This is a genomic window from Pseudomonas sp. Tn43, from assembly GCF_014192635.1.
Lineage (GTDB): Bacteria > Pseudomonadota > Gammaproteobacteria > Pseudomonadales > Pseudomonadaceae > Aquipseudomonas.
On the sequence record NZ_JACHYG010000001.1, the window covers coordinates 80707 to 98070 of the forward strand.

Sequence of the window (17364 nt, forward strand, 5' to 3'; positions counted from 1 at the left end):
TACGGTACATAGCGCAAAGCGCGTTGTTTCTTTGGTTTACCTGAACTTTTCGATAGAGGCGCAGATTACTAATCAAGCTCCTTGGTTAGTTGTTTATGTGTGCCCGGCAAACCAGTTTGCTGGTGCTTAATGTTCGTTGATCGCAACAGGCTGGCCTGGCCCCCTCGCCACAGATTCGAAACAACCCCTGTCTATTTGCTGGGTAAACGGGTCAAAATGCATTTTTTGGCCACAACCCGAGACGAGCCCCATGCGAAACCACCTGCGTCTGGCCGCCCTGAGCGCCCTTTTCATCTCTTCCCTGGCCCAGGCTGCCGAGCTGATACCCATCGAAGTCCATCGCGATGCCAACTGCGGTTGCTGCAAAAAATGGGTCAGCCATCTGGAAGCCAACGGTTTCAAGGTCACCGACCATGTTGAAGCCGACATGAGCCAATTCAAGCAACAACATGGCGTACCACCGCGCCTCGCGTCGTGTCACACCGGCCTTATCAACGGTAAATTCGTCGAAGGCCACGTGCCGGCCGATCAAGTACTGGCCTTGAGCCGGCGTGATGATTTGTTGGGGGTTGCCGCACCTGGCATGCCAGTGGGCTCGCCCGGCATGGAAACGGACGGCATGAGCGATGCCTACCAGGTGATTGGTCTGAAAAAGGATGGCACTGACGTGGTGGTGGCGGACTACCCCGCCCATTGATATTCGGCGCGGGTAAAGAAGATGGCCTGAAACTCTGGGCATGAACACAGAGGGGCCTATTTGCATCCTGTCCGAGGTCTGAGCCCCGGACATGCCGGATATATTACAGGCAGCGCTATAAAGGCTCCGCTGTCCGGATAAGCGAGTTCAATACCAGCTTAATTTCAGAGGCCGGATCTTTATGTCCTTGCAGTATCAAACCTTCCGACAAAGCGGTGAAGGTTCTTGCAAGAGCGGCGTATGCCAAAGGAGGTTTCTTGCCTGCATGATTGAATATGATGGTAATCAGCTTGCCCAAGGCTTCACTATTTTCCTGATGCAGATCGTAGTAATGCTTTGAGAACTCTTCATCGCGCAAGGCGATCAATTGCAACTCAGCATCAAGGATTGCACAACTGGTATTATTTTTAAGTGTGTCAATATAAGCATTCAATCCATGGGTCAGCTGCTCAGATGAATACCCCGAACTCAGGGTAACGCTCAACCGATCTATTTCAACTCTCTTGAACCTCTGAGTCAACTGCAGAAGCAAGTCTGACTTACTTGTAAAGTTTGAAAAGAATGCCCCTTTCGAAAAGCCGGCCTCCTCGGAAATAGCGTTGACGCTGGCCGCGTGAAAGCCTTTTCTCACCATAAGGTCAGTGGCAGTGTCGAATAATTTATCTCTTGTTACTTGCTGACTTTCTTCTCGACCCAATCTCTTTTTAATCACGCTTCCGGCTCCTTCTAGCCAAACCAAAAAATCTATCTGTAACTGGATGCAACAGATCTGCTACTGGCTGAGCAAAACCTGTTTTAACTATCATATCTTATACTAGGCCTTCTTAATAACTTTACGCTTAAACTTTTAAGGAGTGCCATGTATAGGGGCAGGCGAGGAAGGATCCAAATGGGCCTGAACCGATGATTTTTCGTTGGCATTGCAAGCGTTTACAACTCCTGAAGCGGCCGGTATCCAGCCTGACGCCGGCCTTCTCTGGAATGGTTGTCTTGTGACGGCTCCAAGGAGGCAGGCGATGGGTGCAACGCTCTAAATCGCAGGATTTTCCAGTTTTAGGTCGGGTTCAAGGACGTGGACCTTGCGTCGACAATGAAATACCACTTGATTTTCAGATACCAAATGGTTTTTACTTGCCGCCGTTGATGTAACCAGTGCCTGATCAAGCATCTAACCCGGTGACATCAATCTCAATGCGGTAACAGGTTACTCACAGGAGCTGGATTTTTAATGGAATATGCCTTTGTTACAGGCGCTACAGGCCTGCTCGGTAATAATGTGGTTCATGCGCTTTTAAAGCGAAATATCAAAGTAAAAGCGCTGGTCCGTTCCGTCGAAAAAGCCAGGAAGCAGTTCGGCAATCTGCCTGTCGAATTTGTCGAAGGCGATATGCTCAATGTCGATGCTTTCAGCCATGCTTTGCAAGGCTGTGATGCGTTGTTTCATACGGCCGCCTATTTCCGCGACAGTTACAAAGGCGGAAAGCACTGGCAGAAACTCTATGACACTAATGTGACCGGGACTGAGCGACTCTTGCAAGCCGCTTATGCGGCTGGCATTCGTCGCGCAGTGCATACTTCATCCATTGCTGTTTTGAAGGGCAATAAAGATCAAGTGATCGATGAAACAATGTCTCGCAATGAGTCGGAGGCTGACGATTATTACTTGAGCAAAATAATGTCTGAACAAAAAGTTCAGGAGTTTCTGTTGCAGCACCCGGATATGTTCATCGCCATGGTATTGCCGGGCTGGATGTTTGGCCCCGGGGATATCGGCCCCACCTCATCAGGACAGTTCCTGCTCGACTTTGTCGGAAAGAAATTACCCGGCATACTGCCTGGAAGTTTTTCCGTTGTAGACGCCAGGGATGTAGCGGAACATCAACTCGCGGCCATCACCCGCGGCAGGTCCGGAGAACGTTATCTGGCAGCCGGCAATCATATGGACATGAGCAGTATTTTCCAGGCACTCTCCAGTGTCAGTGGTGTTAAAGCACCGGAGCGCAAAGTACCACTGTTCATGCTGCGTATCATTGCCTTGGTATATGAAGCCTATTATCGCGTCACGAAAAAACCGGTGCTCATCAGTACCTCCACGGTCAAACTCATGGAGCAAGAGCAAGGGCGCACCCATTTCAGTCACCACAAAAGCCTTAAGGAACTGAAGTGCAAATTTCGCCCTGTTGCTGAAACACTGGCCGATACTCTGGACTGGTATCGGAAAAACAACTACACAGATGCGTAATTGAAAAAGTTCATATACAACCTGCCTCTGTAATACTTTTTGTCTAACCCTAAATTCAAGGATTGAGAGAGGTTGGTAAATGAAAAGCCTTTCATATAAAGAAGGTTTTCTGCATCGGTTCGTCGGTTTTTCAAAGTCTTTCCCTGATCACATTGCTATCAGGAATCTGGACGCAGAAGAAGAAACTATCACTTACCGAGGGTTGAGAATAAGAGCTGAAGAGTGTAACGGTATCCTCAAAGCATTAGATGTATTGCCGGGCGACAAAGTAGCGCTTGTCCTACCCAATGGGGTGGAGTTCATCGCCTACTATCTGGCGATCATCGGGCGCGGTGCGGTTCCGGTCATTCTCAACTACAAACTGACGCCATTCGAAATGAACAGCGTCATCAGCATCGCCAGACCGACGCTGGTCGTGACAACCGAGACGCTATTCGAGCAGCATCGCGAGACATTTCAGCCTGCCCACGGCGTTCAGCATTCCTTGGTGTTGAACGTCGCAAGCGAGCCGTCATCGCCCCTGCCCGACAACGCAACGGCCGATTCCCGGCTTCCTCGACAGGCCGAGCCTTTGTTATTGCCCGAGGGCAATCCGATTGTCGCGGTGCAGTTCACCTATCGGGGCATCGGCAAACCGCTGGCCGTTTCTCACCGCTACCTTGACCTGACGCAATCGAGCGATGGGCTGCATGAGCAGTTTCACCTCCAAGGCGTGGGGTCCGTTCATCTGGTGACGCTGCCGCTGTATGCCATCTTCGGACTGTCCGTAATGCTGGTTTTCCCATTGAGCGTGGGCGCCACCCTGTTAATGACCAACACCCTGCTCAACAGGGATCTGGCGGAAGTCTTGTCCCAGCATAAGGTCACCTTTGCCTGCCTGGTGCCGGACGTCATTCGCTACTTCAATACGCGACTGGCTAAACGCAAAGGCGCACCTTTGCCGATGCACCCGCAACTGATGATTTATTCGGGTGGCAGCCATCTACCGGCAGACGAAGCCGAGAAACTAGGTCGGCTGCTGGGGTGCAATCCGGTGCTGCAAGGCTATGGCTTGACCGAGAGCATGCCGGTGATTGTCCAGAGCTCGATTGGCAAGGTCCATCGCGGCGCCATGGGCCAACCAATCAGTGGCGTAGAACTGCGGGTCGTTGATGCCAAGGGGCGGGATGTCGCACCCGGCCGTATCGGCGAACTGCTGATACGTGGCTCGATGGTGATTGACGGCTATGACGATGCAGCTGACGCCAACGCCCGGTTCTTCCGTGATGGCTGGCTGCACACGGGTGATCTGGTCTGGCGGGACGACGATGGGCATGTGTTCTTCTATTGCCAACGCCTGCGAATCTCGAAGATCAAAGCGCAAATGGTCGACCTGACGGAAATCGAATCCATTGCGTTGAAGCATCCGGACGTGGTGCGCGCGAAAGCGTACATCGTCCCGGACAACAAGGAGGTCAACGTACTGCACCTGTGCGTTGAAGGGAGCGGTGACCTGAACCAGAGCGCTATCTCTACCCTGCTCTCGCGCTACCTCTCGGGCTTCAAGTTGCCAAAAACCATCGAGATCATCTCTCTCAAGGAAGAGATTCATGCAAGCTAATGGCACACAACCGGTACTGGCCGTTTTCGACTTTGACGGCACATTGACCGACCGACACACGTTCTGGCGCTACATGCGTTTTATCGTGGGAACCCGATCGTTCTGGCTCAGGATCATCCCCCTGCTGCCCAAAATGCTTAGTGTGATCCTTGGCATCACGCCGTTGATGCAAGCCCGACTGGCGTTCATCGCCTGTTATCTGGGCGGTCTGTCAGTTGAGCAAGAGCGCGAGCATGCCAAGTACTTCATCACCGAGCAGCTCCCACTCTGGCTCAGGCCCGAAGCTCTGCGCCGGCTGCAATGGCATCAATCCATGGGGCATGTCACTGCGCTGGTCAGCAACTCGCCAGAGAACTACCTGATTCCCTGGGGCCAGGCAGCGGGTTTTGACTATATCTGCGGCACCCGCCTGGCGACTGCAAAGAACAAACTGACGGGCGGGATATCCGGGACCAACTGTGTTGAGAGAGAAAAAGTCACACGGCTTAAAAGCTGCCTGAGCAACCTTGATGACTTTTACATTTATGCCTACGGAGATTCATCGGGTGACGATGCACTTCTGGGCATTGCCAACTCTCCCTTCTACAGAAACTGGTACTGACAGATGAACACGCTGAGCACTTTGGCCCCCAAGCACTTCAGGCAACCCGGCAACAACCCGACCGTCATGATCGTAGGCGCCGGCCCTGTTGGCCTGTCCCTGGCAATCATGCTGAAAAAGTGGGGCGTTTCTTTTCGCATTATTGAAAAGAACGCCGGTCCCTCGACCGCTACCAAAGCGATGGCCATCCATTCCAGAACCCTGGAAATTTTTCGGGATCTGGGAGTTGCCGATCAGGCCATCAGCGACGGGTTCACGATCAACCAGTTTTCGGTGCAGTCGAACGCCAAACGGGTATTGAACTACAACTTCTCCTGCCTGGACGCTACCTATCCCCTGCTTCTCAGCCTGCCACAGCCGCAAACAGAGAAGATTCTGCTCGAGCGACTGAACGCGTTGGGCGCAGATGTTGAGTGGAATACCGAGCTGGTCGATATAGAAAACCAGCCAGGATCAGTGCGGATGACACTTCATCATGCGCACGGCAGCGACGAATCCTTTTCCAGTCGCTGGGTGGTCGCGTGCGACGGTGCTCGCAGCACCATCAGAAAACGCCTTGATATGACCTTCGAAGGATCGTCCTACGACCGGTTCTTCATGCTCGCCGATGCCGACATCGAGTGGTCTGGAAGCAAGGATGAAGGCGCTTTCTTCCTGGGTGCACAGGACGGTTATGTGGCGGTCGCGCCGATCAGCGAGCAATCCCGTTATCGACTTTTCATCGAGATGCCCTACAACCTGCCACCTGAAGGTGAGCGCCCTTCCTTGAGTCTGGAGAACTTTCAGCGGTTGTGCGAAGGACGCGGGCAAAAGATGATCCTGTCCAATATTTCATCGACAACCATCGCCTCTTTTCAACATCGCCGCGTGCAGACGCTACAGCAGGGCTCCGTGTTCCTGGTGGGCGACTCAGCACATATCGGCAGCCCGATCGGTGGCCAATGGATGAACCTGGGGGTTTCCGAGGCGTATAACCTGGCGTGGAAAATAGCCTATGTCGATCAGGGCCTGGCGGATCAGTCATTGTTGGAGAGCTACAACGAAGAGCGCTATCCGGTTGCCCTGGAAGTCGAAAACACGGCACACCGACTGACCGGCCTGATTACCGTCAAGCACCGCGCCCTCGTTTGGCTGCGCGACAATGTTCTGCCACTGCTGAGCAACCGGCGCAAGGTTCAGCGCAAACTGCCCTCGATGATTTCCGGTCATCAGTATCACTATGGAAAAAGTGATTACATTCAAGAATCGCTGACGAAAAAGCAGCGCAAGAATTGGAACAAAAAAGGCAAAAAACCCGAATTTCAGTCCTCTGTGCCTCGCGCAGGTCAACTGGCTCCCGATGTCGAGTTGTGGCAACTGCAAGGTATGCCGCCAAAACGCTTGATCGACTTGTTCCACGGAACGTTCACGTTGTTGATTTTCAGCGCAGCCGATCAGTTTTCTCCTTTGTTACCGGGCTTTTACTCGCTGGCCGAGTCGGTGGAGAAGGACTACCCGGGCATCAAGGCTTATTGCGTTATTGATGCCCTCAATAGCGCCGAGATGCCTTCCTGGCACTCGACGTTGCTGGATCCCGATTGGCGGTTGCACAAGCGTTACCATGCCAAAGAGGGCACGTTGATGCTGATTCGTCCTGACGGCTACATCGCTTTTCAGGGCGCCGATGCAATGACGCTCTTCACTTATCTGAACGTAAGATCCGGGCTGCTCAAGGGCGCCAGAAAAACAACATCTTTCGAGATTGACGCAGTGCAACTCCAACTCTAAGTCTCTATTGGCTACGTCCAGTTTGGTTCATTTGATTCACTCAAGGCCCACCCGTGGGCCATGACTTTTGATTTCTTATTTATAGAAAACGTATACCGGCTTTGGTTAGGAGAACCTCATGCGCTTCCAACTCAACGATGTTGTGCAGGAATTCATCGTGTCCAATGGAAAAATAGCTCATAGCTATTTCTCTCTTTCAGAAAAGATCATTGATTCACTTTGCGAATCCAATGTAGCAAAAGAATCAATATTGATGCGTGTGCTGGAGCAAGCCGAATCCGTCACCGCGCATTACTTCAATGCTCATCAACAAGTCCTCGAGGGCATTTATGCCCATGGGATTGAAGCTCCCGCTGCCAAGAACCTTCCAGTGCTGGAGCCTGTACATTCGAACTCGGTAATACTGGCATCGGCACCTGTTACCGAACAAACGCCTGCACTGAGCTACGGGCAATGGTTGCGCACCGAAATAAGTTCGGTCACCGGATTCAAAAAGGAACAAATCGACTTCGATCAAAGTTTCGAGAGTCTGGGTATCGACTCTCTCGGGCTGGTCGATATTTTCGAATCCCTGGGCCAGCACTTTCCGGAAAAGAAAGCACTCACTTCGCAGCTCTTTAATGCCCCGACGCCTGCCGCTTTGCTGGCGCGGCTTGAAGCCGATCCGCAGGCGCCTGCCGTGGATGTCGAAGCATGGGTACTTGAACAACTGGCGAATATCACCGGTTTTACCGTTGACCAGATCGACCAAAAACAAAGCTATGAAAGCCTGGGCCTGGACTCCTTGGTGCAGCTGGATTTCCTGGAGTCGGTCGTCGCGTTGTGGCCGCAACTCAAGGCCAACAGCACTGAACTGGCCAACGCCAAGTTGCCACAGGAAACCATCGCCCTGATTAAAGCCTCCCTGGCCAGCTCCGAGGCAACATCAGCAACACCTTTCGAAGTGCAATCATCTGCCCCGGCGGACACCCAAGGGCAGATCAGCCATCTGCTTTTCGACACCCTGTCACCCCTGATCCCGGACGCGCCACAGTCGATCGACATTGAGACGCCGTTTGCACAGTTGGGGCTCAACGGTTTCGCCCGAGAAGCACTCTGCCAGTCTATGGCGCAACAGTGTTCCGCCAGCGAGTTTGCCGGTGAAGCGCTGATGTCGCGTCGTACGCCGCAGGACGCCTTGTCGCTTCTGACAAGACTGAGCTGAACACTGAGCCGCTGAAAAAAATGGCATGGAATCCGGGTGATCGAGCAGATCACCCAGCATTTGGCAACCAGGAGACAGGGTATGAGTGGCGCGGCAACAACAGAGGACGATTTTTGCTTCAGCGCAATGGCTGGCGAGTTTCCTGGGGCACCGTCAACGGATGCGCTTTGGCACTTGCTTTCGCAAGGACAGATAGCGCCCATCCATTCGATGCTGACACGTTGGGAACTGAATAAGGCGTCGATCTATTCGGCAAAGGCAGGAGAAAAGGATCGCACTTACCTGGACAGTGCTTTTTGCCTTACCGATGACACATCGACCCCTTCGCGGCATGAGGGACGGCAGGTCGCGATCGGTAAGAAAGTACTCCAGACACTCCTTGGCCAGCTTGCCGGACAAGGCTCGGCACTGATCAAGAAACGCACCGCCTTGGTGGTCGCGACATCGTGGAGTGATGAGAGTTATTTCGTCACAGGAATGTCCGCAAAAGCCGATGCGCCAAGGGGCTCTTCATTCCAAGGCTATACGCCGGGAGAACAAGTGGCTGAGCTGGCAGCGGCTTTTGCCTTCGGTGGCCCGGCGTTATCGGTAGACACCGCCTGCAGTTCGTTCCCCTATGCAATCGATATGGCTCAGGCCCTGGTCAAGAGCGGACAGGCGGATAACGCGATTGTCATGGCACTGAACACCGTGCTGCCACCGGCGCTGTTCCTGGGGTTCTCGCAGTTGACCGCCTTTTCTTCCCGGGCTCAAATGCAGGCGTTCGGCCAGGACGCTGACGGCATTGTGCCGGGCGAATGTGCCGTCGCCTTTCTGATCGAACCCCTATCCCAGGCCCTGATTGCGCAGCGCCGCCCCTTGGGCGTTTTGCGGGCATTGGGGCTTTCCGCCGATGGCGCCGAAGGCTCCGTGTTTGCCCCTGGCAAACAGGCCCAGTACACGGCTTACCAGCGTGCCTATGTCGGTCTTGACCCCAATGATGTGGATTACATCGAGACCCATGGCACCGGTACACCGCTAGGCGATGCGACAGAGCTGGGCTCGTTGAACAGCTTCTTCGCCCCTCACCGCACAGACGGCAAGAAAATCACCATTGGTTCGATCAAGTCCGTCATTGGTCACCCACTGGCCGCCGCCGGAGGCGCTTCGCTCGCCAAGGCGTTGATGATCTTGCGTCACAAAGGAATTCCGCCTCAGCCCGACTACCGTCCCAGCGCAAAAGTCGATGAGACTTGCCTGCAGCTGGCCACCGAGCACGTACAGCCCCTTGCTGATCGTCAATCGGCAATCCGGATCGGCATCTCCAGCTTTGGTTTTGGCGGTGCCAATGCGCATCTGGTGGTGGATGAGTACATTCCCGACAACCGCCCCGTCGTACCCATGGCGGTTCCTTTAGCCACTCCCGGCGTGTTGATGCTGGACTTGGCCATTGTCGAGGCTGAAGCGGCGATCGGCAGTCATTGCTCATTGCAGTCATTCAAGCAACAGCTCGATCAGCCAGCAGCACCCTCAGTCATTTTCCCTTATGGGCGTTTCGTTGATTACGCCACTGCTCCAGTTCAGCCTTTACTGGGGAAATTCCTGGCGCAGGATCGCATCATTGATATCGACGGTTTCGGCATGGGCCCCAAGCCTCTGGCCCATGTCGATCCGTTCAAGCTGTTGATCACCGATCGCGTCAACCATTTACTGCGACGCCTGCCGGGTGTGGCCGGTTCATCCGGCACTGCGATGGTCATGTGCTGCAACATGGGAGGCGAACGCTTCAGCAATGCGTACAGCAGCGCTCACAACTTCTACGGCCAGGCTCAAGGCATGCCACCGGGCGTGGAGGTGACGGATGTGGCAACCATGTTGCCGAATATGTTATCCGGCTACCCGACGCAGATTTTTGACTTCAAGGGTTTCCATCAGACACTGGTCGGCACTCCGGGTTTGTTCTGGCAGACGTTGCTGGCATCCCGGCAATGGTTCAACGAGGGCATAACCACGCTCTTGCTCGGTGCAGGGCGCTTTATCAGTGCTGAAATCGAGATCGAACGCGCCCGACACTCGGCGACCGTGCAAGGTGAAGGACTGGGGCTGATTGCGCTGCGTCCTTATCAACCGGATTCCAGCGACAAACCTTTGCTGGTGATCCGCGCAGCGGTGCTTGCCCATGCCGCGAACTCGCTGGATGAGGCTTGCCAACGGCTGGGCAAAGCGCGCAGTCATTACCAGAACATTGAAGTCTGCGAGCTGCAGCCTGACGCAACTCATGCAAGCGGATCACTGCAGGAGATGACCGGCTTCCTGGCTGAAGCCAGCGGTATCGAAACCCTACTGGCGGTGATGCTGAGTGCATCGGCTCACACGGTGATCGAGGTGCGCGAAGCCGGCAAGGCCGTGATGTGGTTATTTACTGAAAAGCTTCAGGAATGGAGCCCGGCGGCCGAGCCCGCCCCGGCCATCAAGCATCCCTTCACGTTGCGTTTTGCTCACTCGGCACCCCACGAATTGCAGCCGGTCATTGCGCCTGCCCGCCCCGTCAGCCTTGTCCGCGAGCCGCAACACGACGGCGTCGACGTGCTGCAACTCAGTGACACGCTGACCAGCACCCTGCTCTGCGGGCTGCGTGTCAGGGTTCGCGCGATGGAGAGCCTTTTTGCCCTGCACCGTGGCGCCGAAGTCCAGCGCCCGGCGCACTGGCAACGTTGCCCGGAAAACATCGTGATCGCCAACGTGCAGCGCAACCCCCAGTCACTGCACGCCCAGCTCGTGGTGAATGAAGCGCACCCTTATTTCTTCGATCACCCTCTTGATCACATCCCCGGCATTTTATTGCTTGAAGGCGTGTTGCAACTGATTGAACTCGCCATGCCTCCACTGAGTGGGCGAGTCGCCTATGTAAAAACCCTGACTATCAAGTTCCAGCAATACGTACAAAAGCAGGGCGTGATTGATCTGCATCTGGAACAAGGCAAAGACCCCCAGGTATTCAATGCGAAGGTCATGCAGGCCGGAAAGCTGATGTGCACCTGCATCCTTGGGATGGCCTATAGCTCGGCGTTCGAGGCATCGCCCGCCGGCGAGTTCACGGCCACTCGCTGCCGCGACAAGGCCTTGCTGCATAAGGCCAGAGAAGAAAACGTCATCGTCAGTGACATGAGCGGCATCGCTCAGGGTTTGAGCGTGGACACGCTCAAGCTGCCGCAGGAGCACTTCTTCCAGGAGGGCGACCCCGAACACTATTCGATGGTGTATTTCCTCGAAGTTGCCCGTCAGTGCTACATGCAGATTGCCCATAGTTATTTGCGGATTCCACTCAATACCCCGATGAACCTGCTGGCCTTGAGTTTCACCCTGGACCGGCCAATCCCCAGGAACAGTCCGCTGTCATTGGCACCGCAAGCCGGTTTTGACGCACAGCTTCAGCCGTTCAAAACCAACCGCATCTATATCGACCTGTTCAATCGGGGAGAAAAAATCGGTCAAGCCAGTATTACCGCTCAAGTGCTGAGTCAATCCGCACCCGCTGCATGAGGCACTGAATGGATCTCCCTCTCCAGCATGACCACGCCCCCAACAACCCAGGTGTCGCCGTGAACGATGTCAAAGTGCAAGTCATAGTCAAATCGCCGCCTTCTGAAATATGGAAGATCTGGAGCAATTTTTCCGAAGCGCCGTTATGGGATACCGACGTCAGCCATTGTGAACTCAATGGCCCGTTTCAACCGGGAACCCAAGGCAAATGCATCCTCAAAAATGGCCTGAACATGCCGCTGAAACTGGAAGAGGTGAGGATGCATGAAAGCTATCGGAACACGGCAAGACTGCTTTGGATCGACCTTGAGTTCGATCACCAGATGCGCAGGCTTTCCCCCAATGAAACCCATGTCATCCATACCGCCAGGATCGCTGGCCCCTTGAGTTTTTTATACCGCGGGCTGCTGCGCAAAATGCTGACCGCGGCAATGACCACTGCACTGGACAATTTGTGCGCGTTGGCTGAACAACGAGCGAATGCCATCAGTCCCCTAAGGCTCGAAAAACCTGGAACGCATTTGCACCGCGTATGAAATATCCCGGGAGGCCGAATGTTGAACGCTCGCTCCCGCCCCCCTTTGGCTTACTTATTGATAACGGCACACTTCGGACCGAGCATGAACCTACTAAAAAAACCTCAGTATCTCGTGATGGGCGTCATTGGCATGGGCTTTATCGCCCCAGAGTCCAGTTCCGCCGGCACGCTCGGCCCCTACATCAGTGTCATGGGCGGCCTGAACTGGGTTGCTGCGCAGGACCTTAACCAGAACAACCTTGATTTCGTCGAGATGGAGTTCAACCAACCGTTACACTCCGGCTACGCCACCGGACTGGCATTGGGCTGGCGATTTCCCATCGGGCTCAGACCTGAAGTGGAACTCAGCTATCGCAAAAACTCCCTGACCCAGTTCAATAACCGGGTCTACGAAGGCGGCGGGAGTATTGACGGCAAAGGCGAAGAGGAAGCCACCAGCCTGATGGCCAACCTCTGGTATGACGTCTTGAACCTGCCAGCCCCTTTCAGTCGGTTCACTCCCTACATTGGCGGCGGCCTGGGCTACACCACCCTGTCGGTCAGTGGCCTGGAAGCCGGGGGCGTGCAGTTCGGCGATACTCATCGCGATGATGTATCGGCCTATCAACTCGGCGCTGGGGTAAGTTTCGAGCTCACCGATCAATGGTCCATGTCCCTGGATTATCGATACCTCAAGACTCGCGAGGCGCACTTCGGTGACATTCAAGGCCTGCCCCAAGGCGATGTGCGCACTGAATACAGCGCCCAGTCATTAATGCTCGGCCTGAATTATTGGTTCTAAGCGGTTCATCTCGGCGCCTTGCACTGGCAAGGCGTCGCTACGACAAGCCGGTGGAAAGCTGATTTCATTCTAAAGTGTGTGGGTCCTTGCTACGCGAGGCTGGATGGGTTGAACGATCATGCAGGGCGATGGCCTATGTTTAATGTCGCCCTAATCATGCCGATCCAGCATCGGCGGATTTCCTGTGGAGTTCCCCCCATGTCGCCCATCCTCTCCCGCTGGTTACCCGGCTTGCTGCTGACAGCAGCCCTCCCCGTTCTCGCCTACGCCCAAGACCAGAACCAGAACCAGGCCGAAACGCCGGAATACGGCCCGCAGCTTCAGGGCTTCGAGTACCCCTACACGGTCAAGCACTTCGCCTTTGAATCCCAGGGCAAATCCCTGCAGATGGGTTACATGGACGTTGCTGCCCAAGGCAAGGTCAATGGGCGCAGCGTGGTGCTGATGCATGGCAAGAATTTCTGCGGCGCCACTTGGGACAGCTCGATCAAGGCGCTGAGCGAGGCCGGTTACCGGGTCATCGCGCCGGACCAGATCGGCTTTTGTACCTCCAGCAAACCGGAGCACTATCAATACAGTTTCCAGCAACTGGCAGCCAACACCCAGCAACTGCTCAAAACCCTGGGCATCCAGAAGGCGACTTTGCTCGGCCACTCCACCGGCGGCATGCTTGCCACTCGTTATGCCTTGCAATACCCCGATCAAGTCGAACAACTGGCGCTGGTCAATCCGATCGGCCTGGAAGACTGGAAAGCCCTCGGCGTACCGTATCGCACGGTTGATCAATGGTACGAACGTGAGCTGAAAGTCACGGCGCAAGGTATCTACGACTACCAACGCAGCACCTATTACGATGGGCGCTGGGAGCCGGAGTTTGATCGTTGGGTGAACATGTACGCAGGCCTGGCCAAAGGGCCAGGCAAAACAGCGGTGGCGTGGAATTCGGCCCTGATCTACGACATGATCTTCACCCAACCGGTGTACTACGAGTTCAAGGACCTGAAAGTACCGACCCTGCTGCTGATTGGCACCCGCGACACCACGGCCATCAACAAAGACATCGCACCGCCCGAGGTCAAGGCGAAAATCGGTCATTACGACGTACTCGGCAAGCAAGTGGCGACACTGATTCCCCGGTCGACATTGATTGAATTCCCGGGCCTTGGCCACGCCCCCCAAATGGAAGAACCGGCGAAATTCCATCAGGCGTTGCTCGGCTGGCTGAACCAAACCAATACCGTTCCTTGATGAGGTAAAGGCTGATGCAGATTGCGGTGATCGATGACTGGCAGGACGTGGCTCGCGACGTGGTGGACTGGTCGGTGCTGGAGAGCATCGGTCAGGTGAGTTTTATCCATGACTACCCTGCCGACAACGAAACCCTGGCCGAACGACTTGGCGCATTCGAGGTGATCTGCGTGATGCGCGAGCGCACCCGGTTCGACGAAGACCTGCTGCGCCGCTTGCCCGCACTCAAACTGCTGGTTACCGGCGGCATGCGCAACGCGGCCCTGGATCTGAAAGCCGCCGCTGCGCTGGGCATTCAGGTGTGTGGCACCGACAGCTACAAACATGCCGCCCCTGAACTGACCTGGGCACTGATCATGGCCGCGACCCGCAATCTGGTGGCCGAAGCCAATGCCTTGCGCGCAGGTTATTGGCAACAAGGGTTGGGCGGCGACCTGCAGGGCAAGACCTTGGCGATTCTCGGCCTGGGCAGCATTGGTCAACGGGTAGCCAGGTTCGGGCAGGTGTTCGGCATGCGGGTGATTGCCTGGAGCGAGAACCTGACCGCCGAACGGGCTGCCGAGGTCGACGTCACCTATGTCAGCAAGCAGGAACTGTTCGAGCAGGCCGATGTGTTGTCGATCCATCTGGTGCTAAGCGAGCGCAGCCGAGGGCTGGTGGACGCTCAGGCACTGGACTGGATGAAACCCACGGCATGGTTGGTCAACACCGCCCGCGGGCCGATTGTCGATGAATCCGCGCTGATCAAGGTTCTTCAAAAAAAACGCCTGGCGGGCGCGGCGCTGGATGTGTTCGAGCATGAACCGTTGCCCCGCCATCATCCTTTCAGAACGCTGGACAATGTGCTGGCCACGCCGCATGTCGGGTACGTCAGCCGGCAGAATTACCAGCTGTTCTTTTCACAGATGATCGAGGACATACAGGCCTGGACGGCGGGGAAGCCGATTCGGATTCTGAGCTGAGACCGCGTTATCGTTCTTCGCGGGCAAGTCGGATCGCCGCACCGCTCGCTCCCACAGGATTTGTGTTGGACGCCGCAACAAGCACGACGCCAAACCTAATGTGGGAGCGAGGCTTGCCCGCGAAGAGGCCCTGAAATCCACTAAACCTCCCAAACCCTGCGCACCGCAATGGTGCAACCCACCCTCCATCGCGCCCGATTATCGTGACTTCCTGGTCTCGATTTGACCCAGGGCCAAACACAACCAGCCCTTCGTCGGTGCAATCTTCCCCGCGAAGCCTCGTGTTTGTGGGCGCAGGCCAACCGGTTGTCGAACAATTCCGACCCTCGACCATCCCCCTTCAGGTTCTGGCCTAGACTCCTTTTCGCGGAGTAAAACCGGCTGGTCATTCGGTGAAAATAATCGAAACTTTTGGTATTGGCCTCGTGTCAGGTTAAAGGTAGGGCCACAGCGACTGGTGCATTCCTTGCAACAGCCACTTCACCCCATTCTGCTTCAACGCATGGGCAGCACTTGCTCACCGATGCGTAGCGCGTTTGCGCCCGGCCACAGGATTTGGCCACGAATACCGTTTGTGCCAGGCCTAGAATTAGATCAACAACACGGGAGATTCATATGATTAGTGCGGCTTTAGATATCCAGGGAGAACGTGCTCATCAGCAGGTCGGGGAAACGAGCACCGTCGGTGTCCTCAGTGCCAAATCGGTGAATATGCCGATCCCCAAGACACTGGTACCGGTAGTCAGCCAGAATCCCAACAAAAAGAAAGTCCTGTTCGTTACCTCAGAAATTGCCGATCTGGTGAAGACCGGAGGTCTTGGTGACGTTTCCGCCGCACTGCCGCGGGCCATGGCGCATCTGCATGATGTCCGTGTGCTGATTCCCGGTTATCCGCAAGTGATGAATAGCGAAAACCCGATTCATATCATCGGTGAACTGGGCGGGCACGCCGCATTGCCGCCCTGCAAGATCGGGCGCATGGACATGCCCGACGGCCTGGTCATTTACGTGTTGATCTGCCCTGAATTGTACGAGCGCGAAGGTTCACCCTACGGCGCCAACAACGGCCGCGACTGGCCGGACAACCATATCCGTTTCGCCCGGCTCGGCCTCGCCGCAGCCGATATCGCCGCCAACCTTGCCCAGATTCACTGGTGCCCGGACCTGGTGCACGCCCATGACTGGCCCGCAGGCCTGGCGCCGGCCTATATGCACTGGCGTGGTCAACGCACCCCGACCCTTTTCACCATTCACAACCTGGCGTACCAGGGCGTCATCAGCCTCGGTTCCTGCCCGGAACTCGGTATTCCCATGCATGCCTTGCAACAGGAAGGCATGGAGTTTTACGGCAAGATGTCGTTCCTCAAGGCCGGCATGGCCTACTCGAGCCACATCACCACCGTCAGCGCGACCTATGCCCAGGAAATCACCACGCCGGCCTTCGGCTGCGGCCTCGATGGTTTTCTCGCCGCCAAGACTCAGCAAGGCTTGCTCAGCGGGATCCCCAATGGCATCGATGAAAGCTGGGACGCGGCCACCGATCCGCACCTGTTCCACCCGTTCGGCATCGGCGACTGGGAAGGTAAAGCGATCAACGCGGCGCATGTTCGCCGGTTGTTCGACCTCGACGACTCTGAAGGTCCGTTGTTCGCCGTGGTCTCGCGGCTGGTCTACCAGAAAGGCCTGGACCTGACTGAAGCGGTGGCCGAATACATTGTCGCCAACGGCGGGCAGATCGCGATCATCGGTCGTGGCGAACCGGAAGAAGAGCAAGCCATGCGTGAACTGGCGTTGCGCTTCCCCGGGAAAATCGGCGTGCACATCGGTTTCAATGAAACCGACGCTCGCCGGATGTTTGCCGGCAGTGATTTCCTGCTGATGCCTTCGCGTTATGAACCCTGCGGCCTGAGCCAGATGTACGCCCAGCGTTTCGGTTCATTGCCGGTGGCCCGCAATACCGGCGGCCTGGCCGACACCATTGAAAACGGCGTGACCGGTTTCCTCTTCGACGAATCCACGGTGGAAAGTTATCGCGAAGCCCTGAGCCGCGCGTTCAAGGTGTTCGCCTTCCCCGGCTTGCTCAACGCGATGCGTTGCCGAGCCATGGCGGCGCCTTTCAACTGGTGCAAGGCAGTCGAACCCTACGCCGAACTCTACGAACAACTGGTGGCTAAAGCGCTGGGAAAATCGGGCAAACAGTAA

The 17364-nt window shown here is 55.6% G+C and carries 13 protein-coding genes; 12 read left to right on the forward strand and 1 reads right to left on the reverse strand.

All coding sequences use genetic code 11. The features are described 5' to 3' along the window. The first annotated feature begins 250 nt into the window (after positions 1-250). Positions 251-697 carry a DUF411 domain-containing protein gene (locus tag FHW68_RS00375; protein WP_095631436.1) on the forward strand — a complete coding sequence of 149 codons (447 nt, stop codon included), beginning with the start codon at positions 251-253 and terminating at the stop codon, positions 695-697. A gap of 115 nt (positions 698-812) precedes the next feature. On the opposite strand, the gene FHW68_RS00380 is transcribed toward FHW68_RS00375, so the two are convergent. Further along, positions 813-1409 carry a TetR/AcrR family transcriptional regulator gene (locus FHW68_RS00380; RefSeq protein ID WP_095631437.1) on the reverse strand — a complete coding sequence of 199 codons (597 nt, stop codon included), beginning with the start codon at positions 1407-1409 and terminating at the stop codon, positions 813-815. A 516-nt stretch (positions 1410-1925) separates the two neighbouring features. Between FHW68_RS00380 and FHW68_RS00385 the strand changes: the two genes are divergently transcribed. The 11 genes from FHW68_RS00385 to glgA all read left to right on the forward strand — a co-directional run bounded on the left by FHW68_RS00385 (position 1926) and on the right by glgA (position 17364). Beyond that, a complete protein-coding gene (locus tag FHW68_RS00385) occupies positions 1926-2939 on the forward strand; it encodes an SDR family oxidoreductase (protein WP_183678062.1) in 1014 nt (337 codons plus the stop codon). A gap of 79 nt (positions 2940-3018) precedes the next feature. Next, on the forward strand, positions 3019-4539 hold the full coding sequence (locus FHW68_RS00390) for a class I adenylate-forming enzyme family protein (RefSeq protein ID WP_183678065.1): 1521 nt from the start codon (positions 3019-3021) through the stop codon (positions 4537-4539). Continuing rightward, complete coding sequence (locus FHW68_RS00395; RefSeq protein ID WP_095631440.1) at positions 4529-5140, forward strand: HAD-IB family hydrolase; 612 nt, start codon at positions 4529-4531, stop codon at positions 5138-5140. Before FHW68_RS00390 ends, FHW68_RS00395 begins: the two co-directional genes overlap by 11 nt. 3 nt (positions 5141-5143) lie before the next feature. Then, complete coding sequence (locus FHW68_RS00400; protein WP_183678067.1) at positions 5144-6907, forward strand: FAD-dependent monooxygenase; 1764 nt, start codon at positions 5144-5146, stop codon at positions 6905-6907. Between the two features lie 118 nt (positions 6908-7025). After that, entirely contained in the window at positions 7026-8111 is a 1086-nt protein-coding gene (locus FHW68_RS00405) for an acyl carrier protein (protein WP_183678069.1), read from the forward strand. A gap of 81 nt (positions 8112-8192) precedes the next feature. Continuing rightward, positions 8193-11633: a beta-ketoacyl synthase N-terminal-like domain-containing protein gene (locus tag FHW68_RS00410; RefSeq protein ID WP_183678071.1), complete on the forward strand. Its 3441-nt coding sequence runs from the start codon at positions 8193-8195 to the stop codon at positions 11631-11633. An 8-nt stretch (positions 11634-11641) separates the two neighbouring features. Further along, entirely contained in the window at positions 11642-12169 is a 528-nt protein-coding gene (locus tag FHW68_RS00415; RefSeq protein ID WP_221216991.1) for an SRPBCC family protein, read from the forward strand. Positions 12170-12253: 84 nt separating this feature from the next. Then, positions 12254-12952 (forward strand): outer membrane protein, encoded by a 699-nt coding sequence (locus FHW68_RS00420; RefSeq protein WP_183678073.1) that lies wholly within the window; start codon positions 12254-12256, stop codon positions 12950-12952. Between the two features lie 198 nt (positions 12953-13150). After that, positions 13151-14200, forward strand: coding sequence for an alpha/beta fold hydrolase (locus FHW68_RS00425; protein WP_183678075.1), 1050 nt, complete (start codon positions 13151-13153; stop codon positions 14198-14200). Positions 14201-14214: 14 nt separating this feature from the next. After that, a complete protein-coding gene (locus FHW68_RS00430; RefSeq protein ID WP_095631446.1) occupies positions 14215-15162 on the forward strand; it encodes a D-2-hydroxyacid dehydrogenase family protein in 948 nt (315 codons plus the stop codon). A 615-nt stretch (positions 15163-15777) separates the two neighbouring features. Continuing rightward, positions 15778-17364 carry a glycogen synthase GlgA gene (glgA, locus tag FHW68_RS00435; protein ID WP_095631447.1) on the forward strand — a complete coding sequence of 529 codons (1587 nt, stop codon included), beginning with the start codon at positions 15778-15780 and terminating at the stop codon, positions 17362-17364.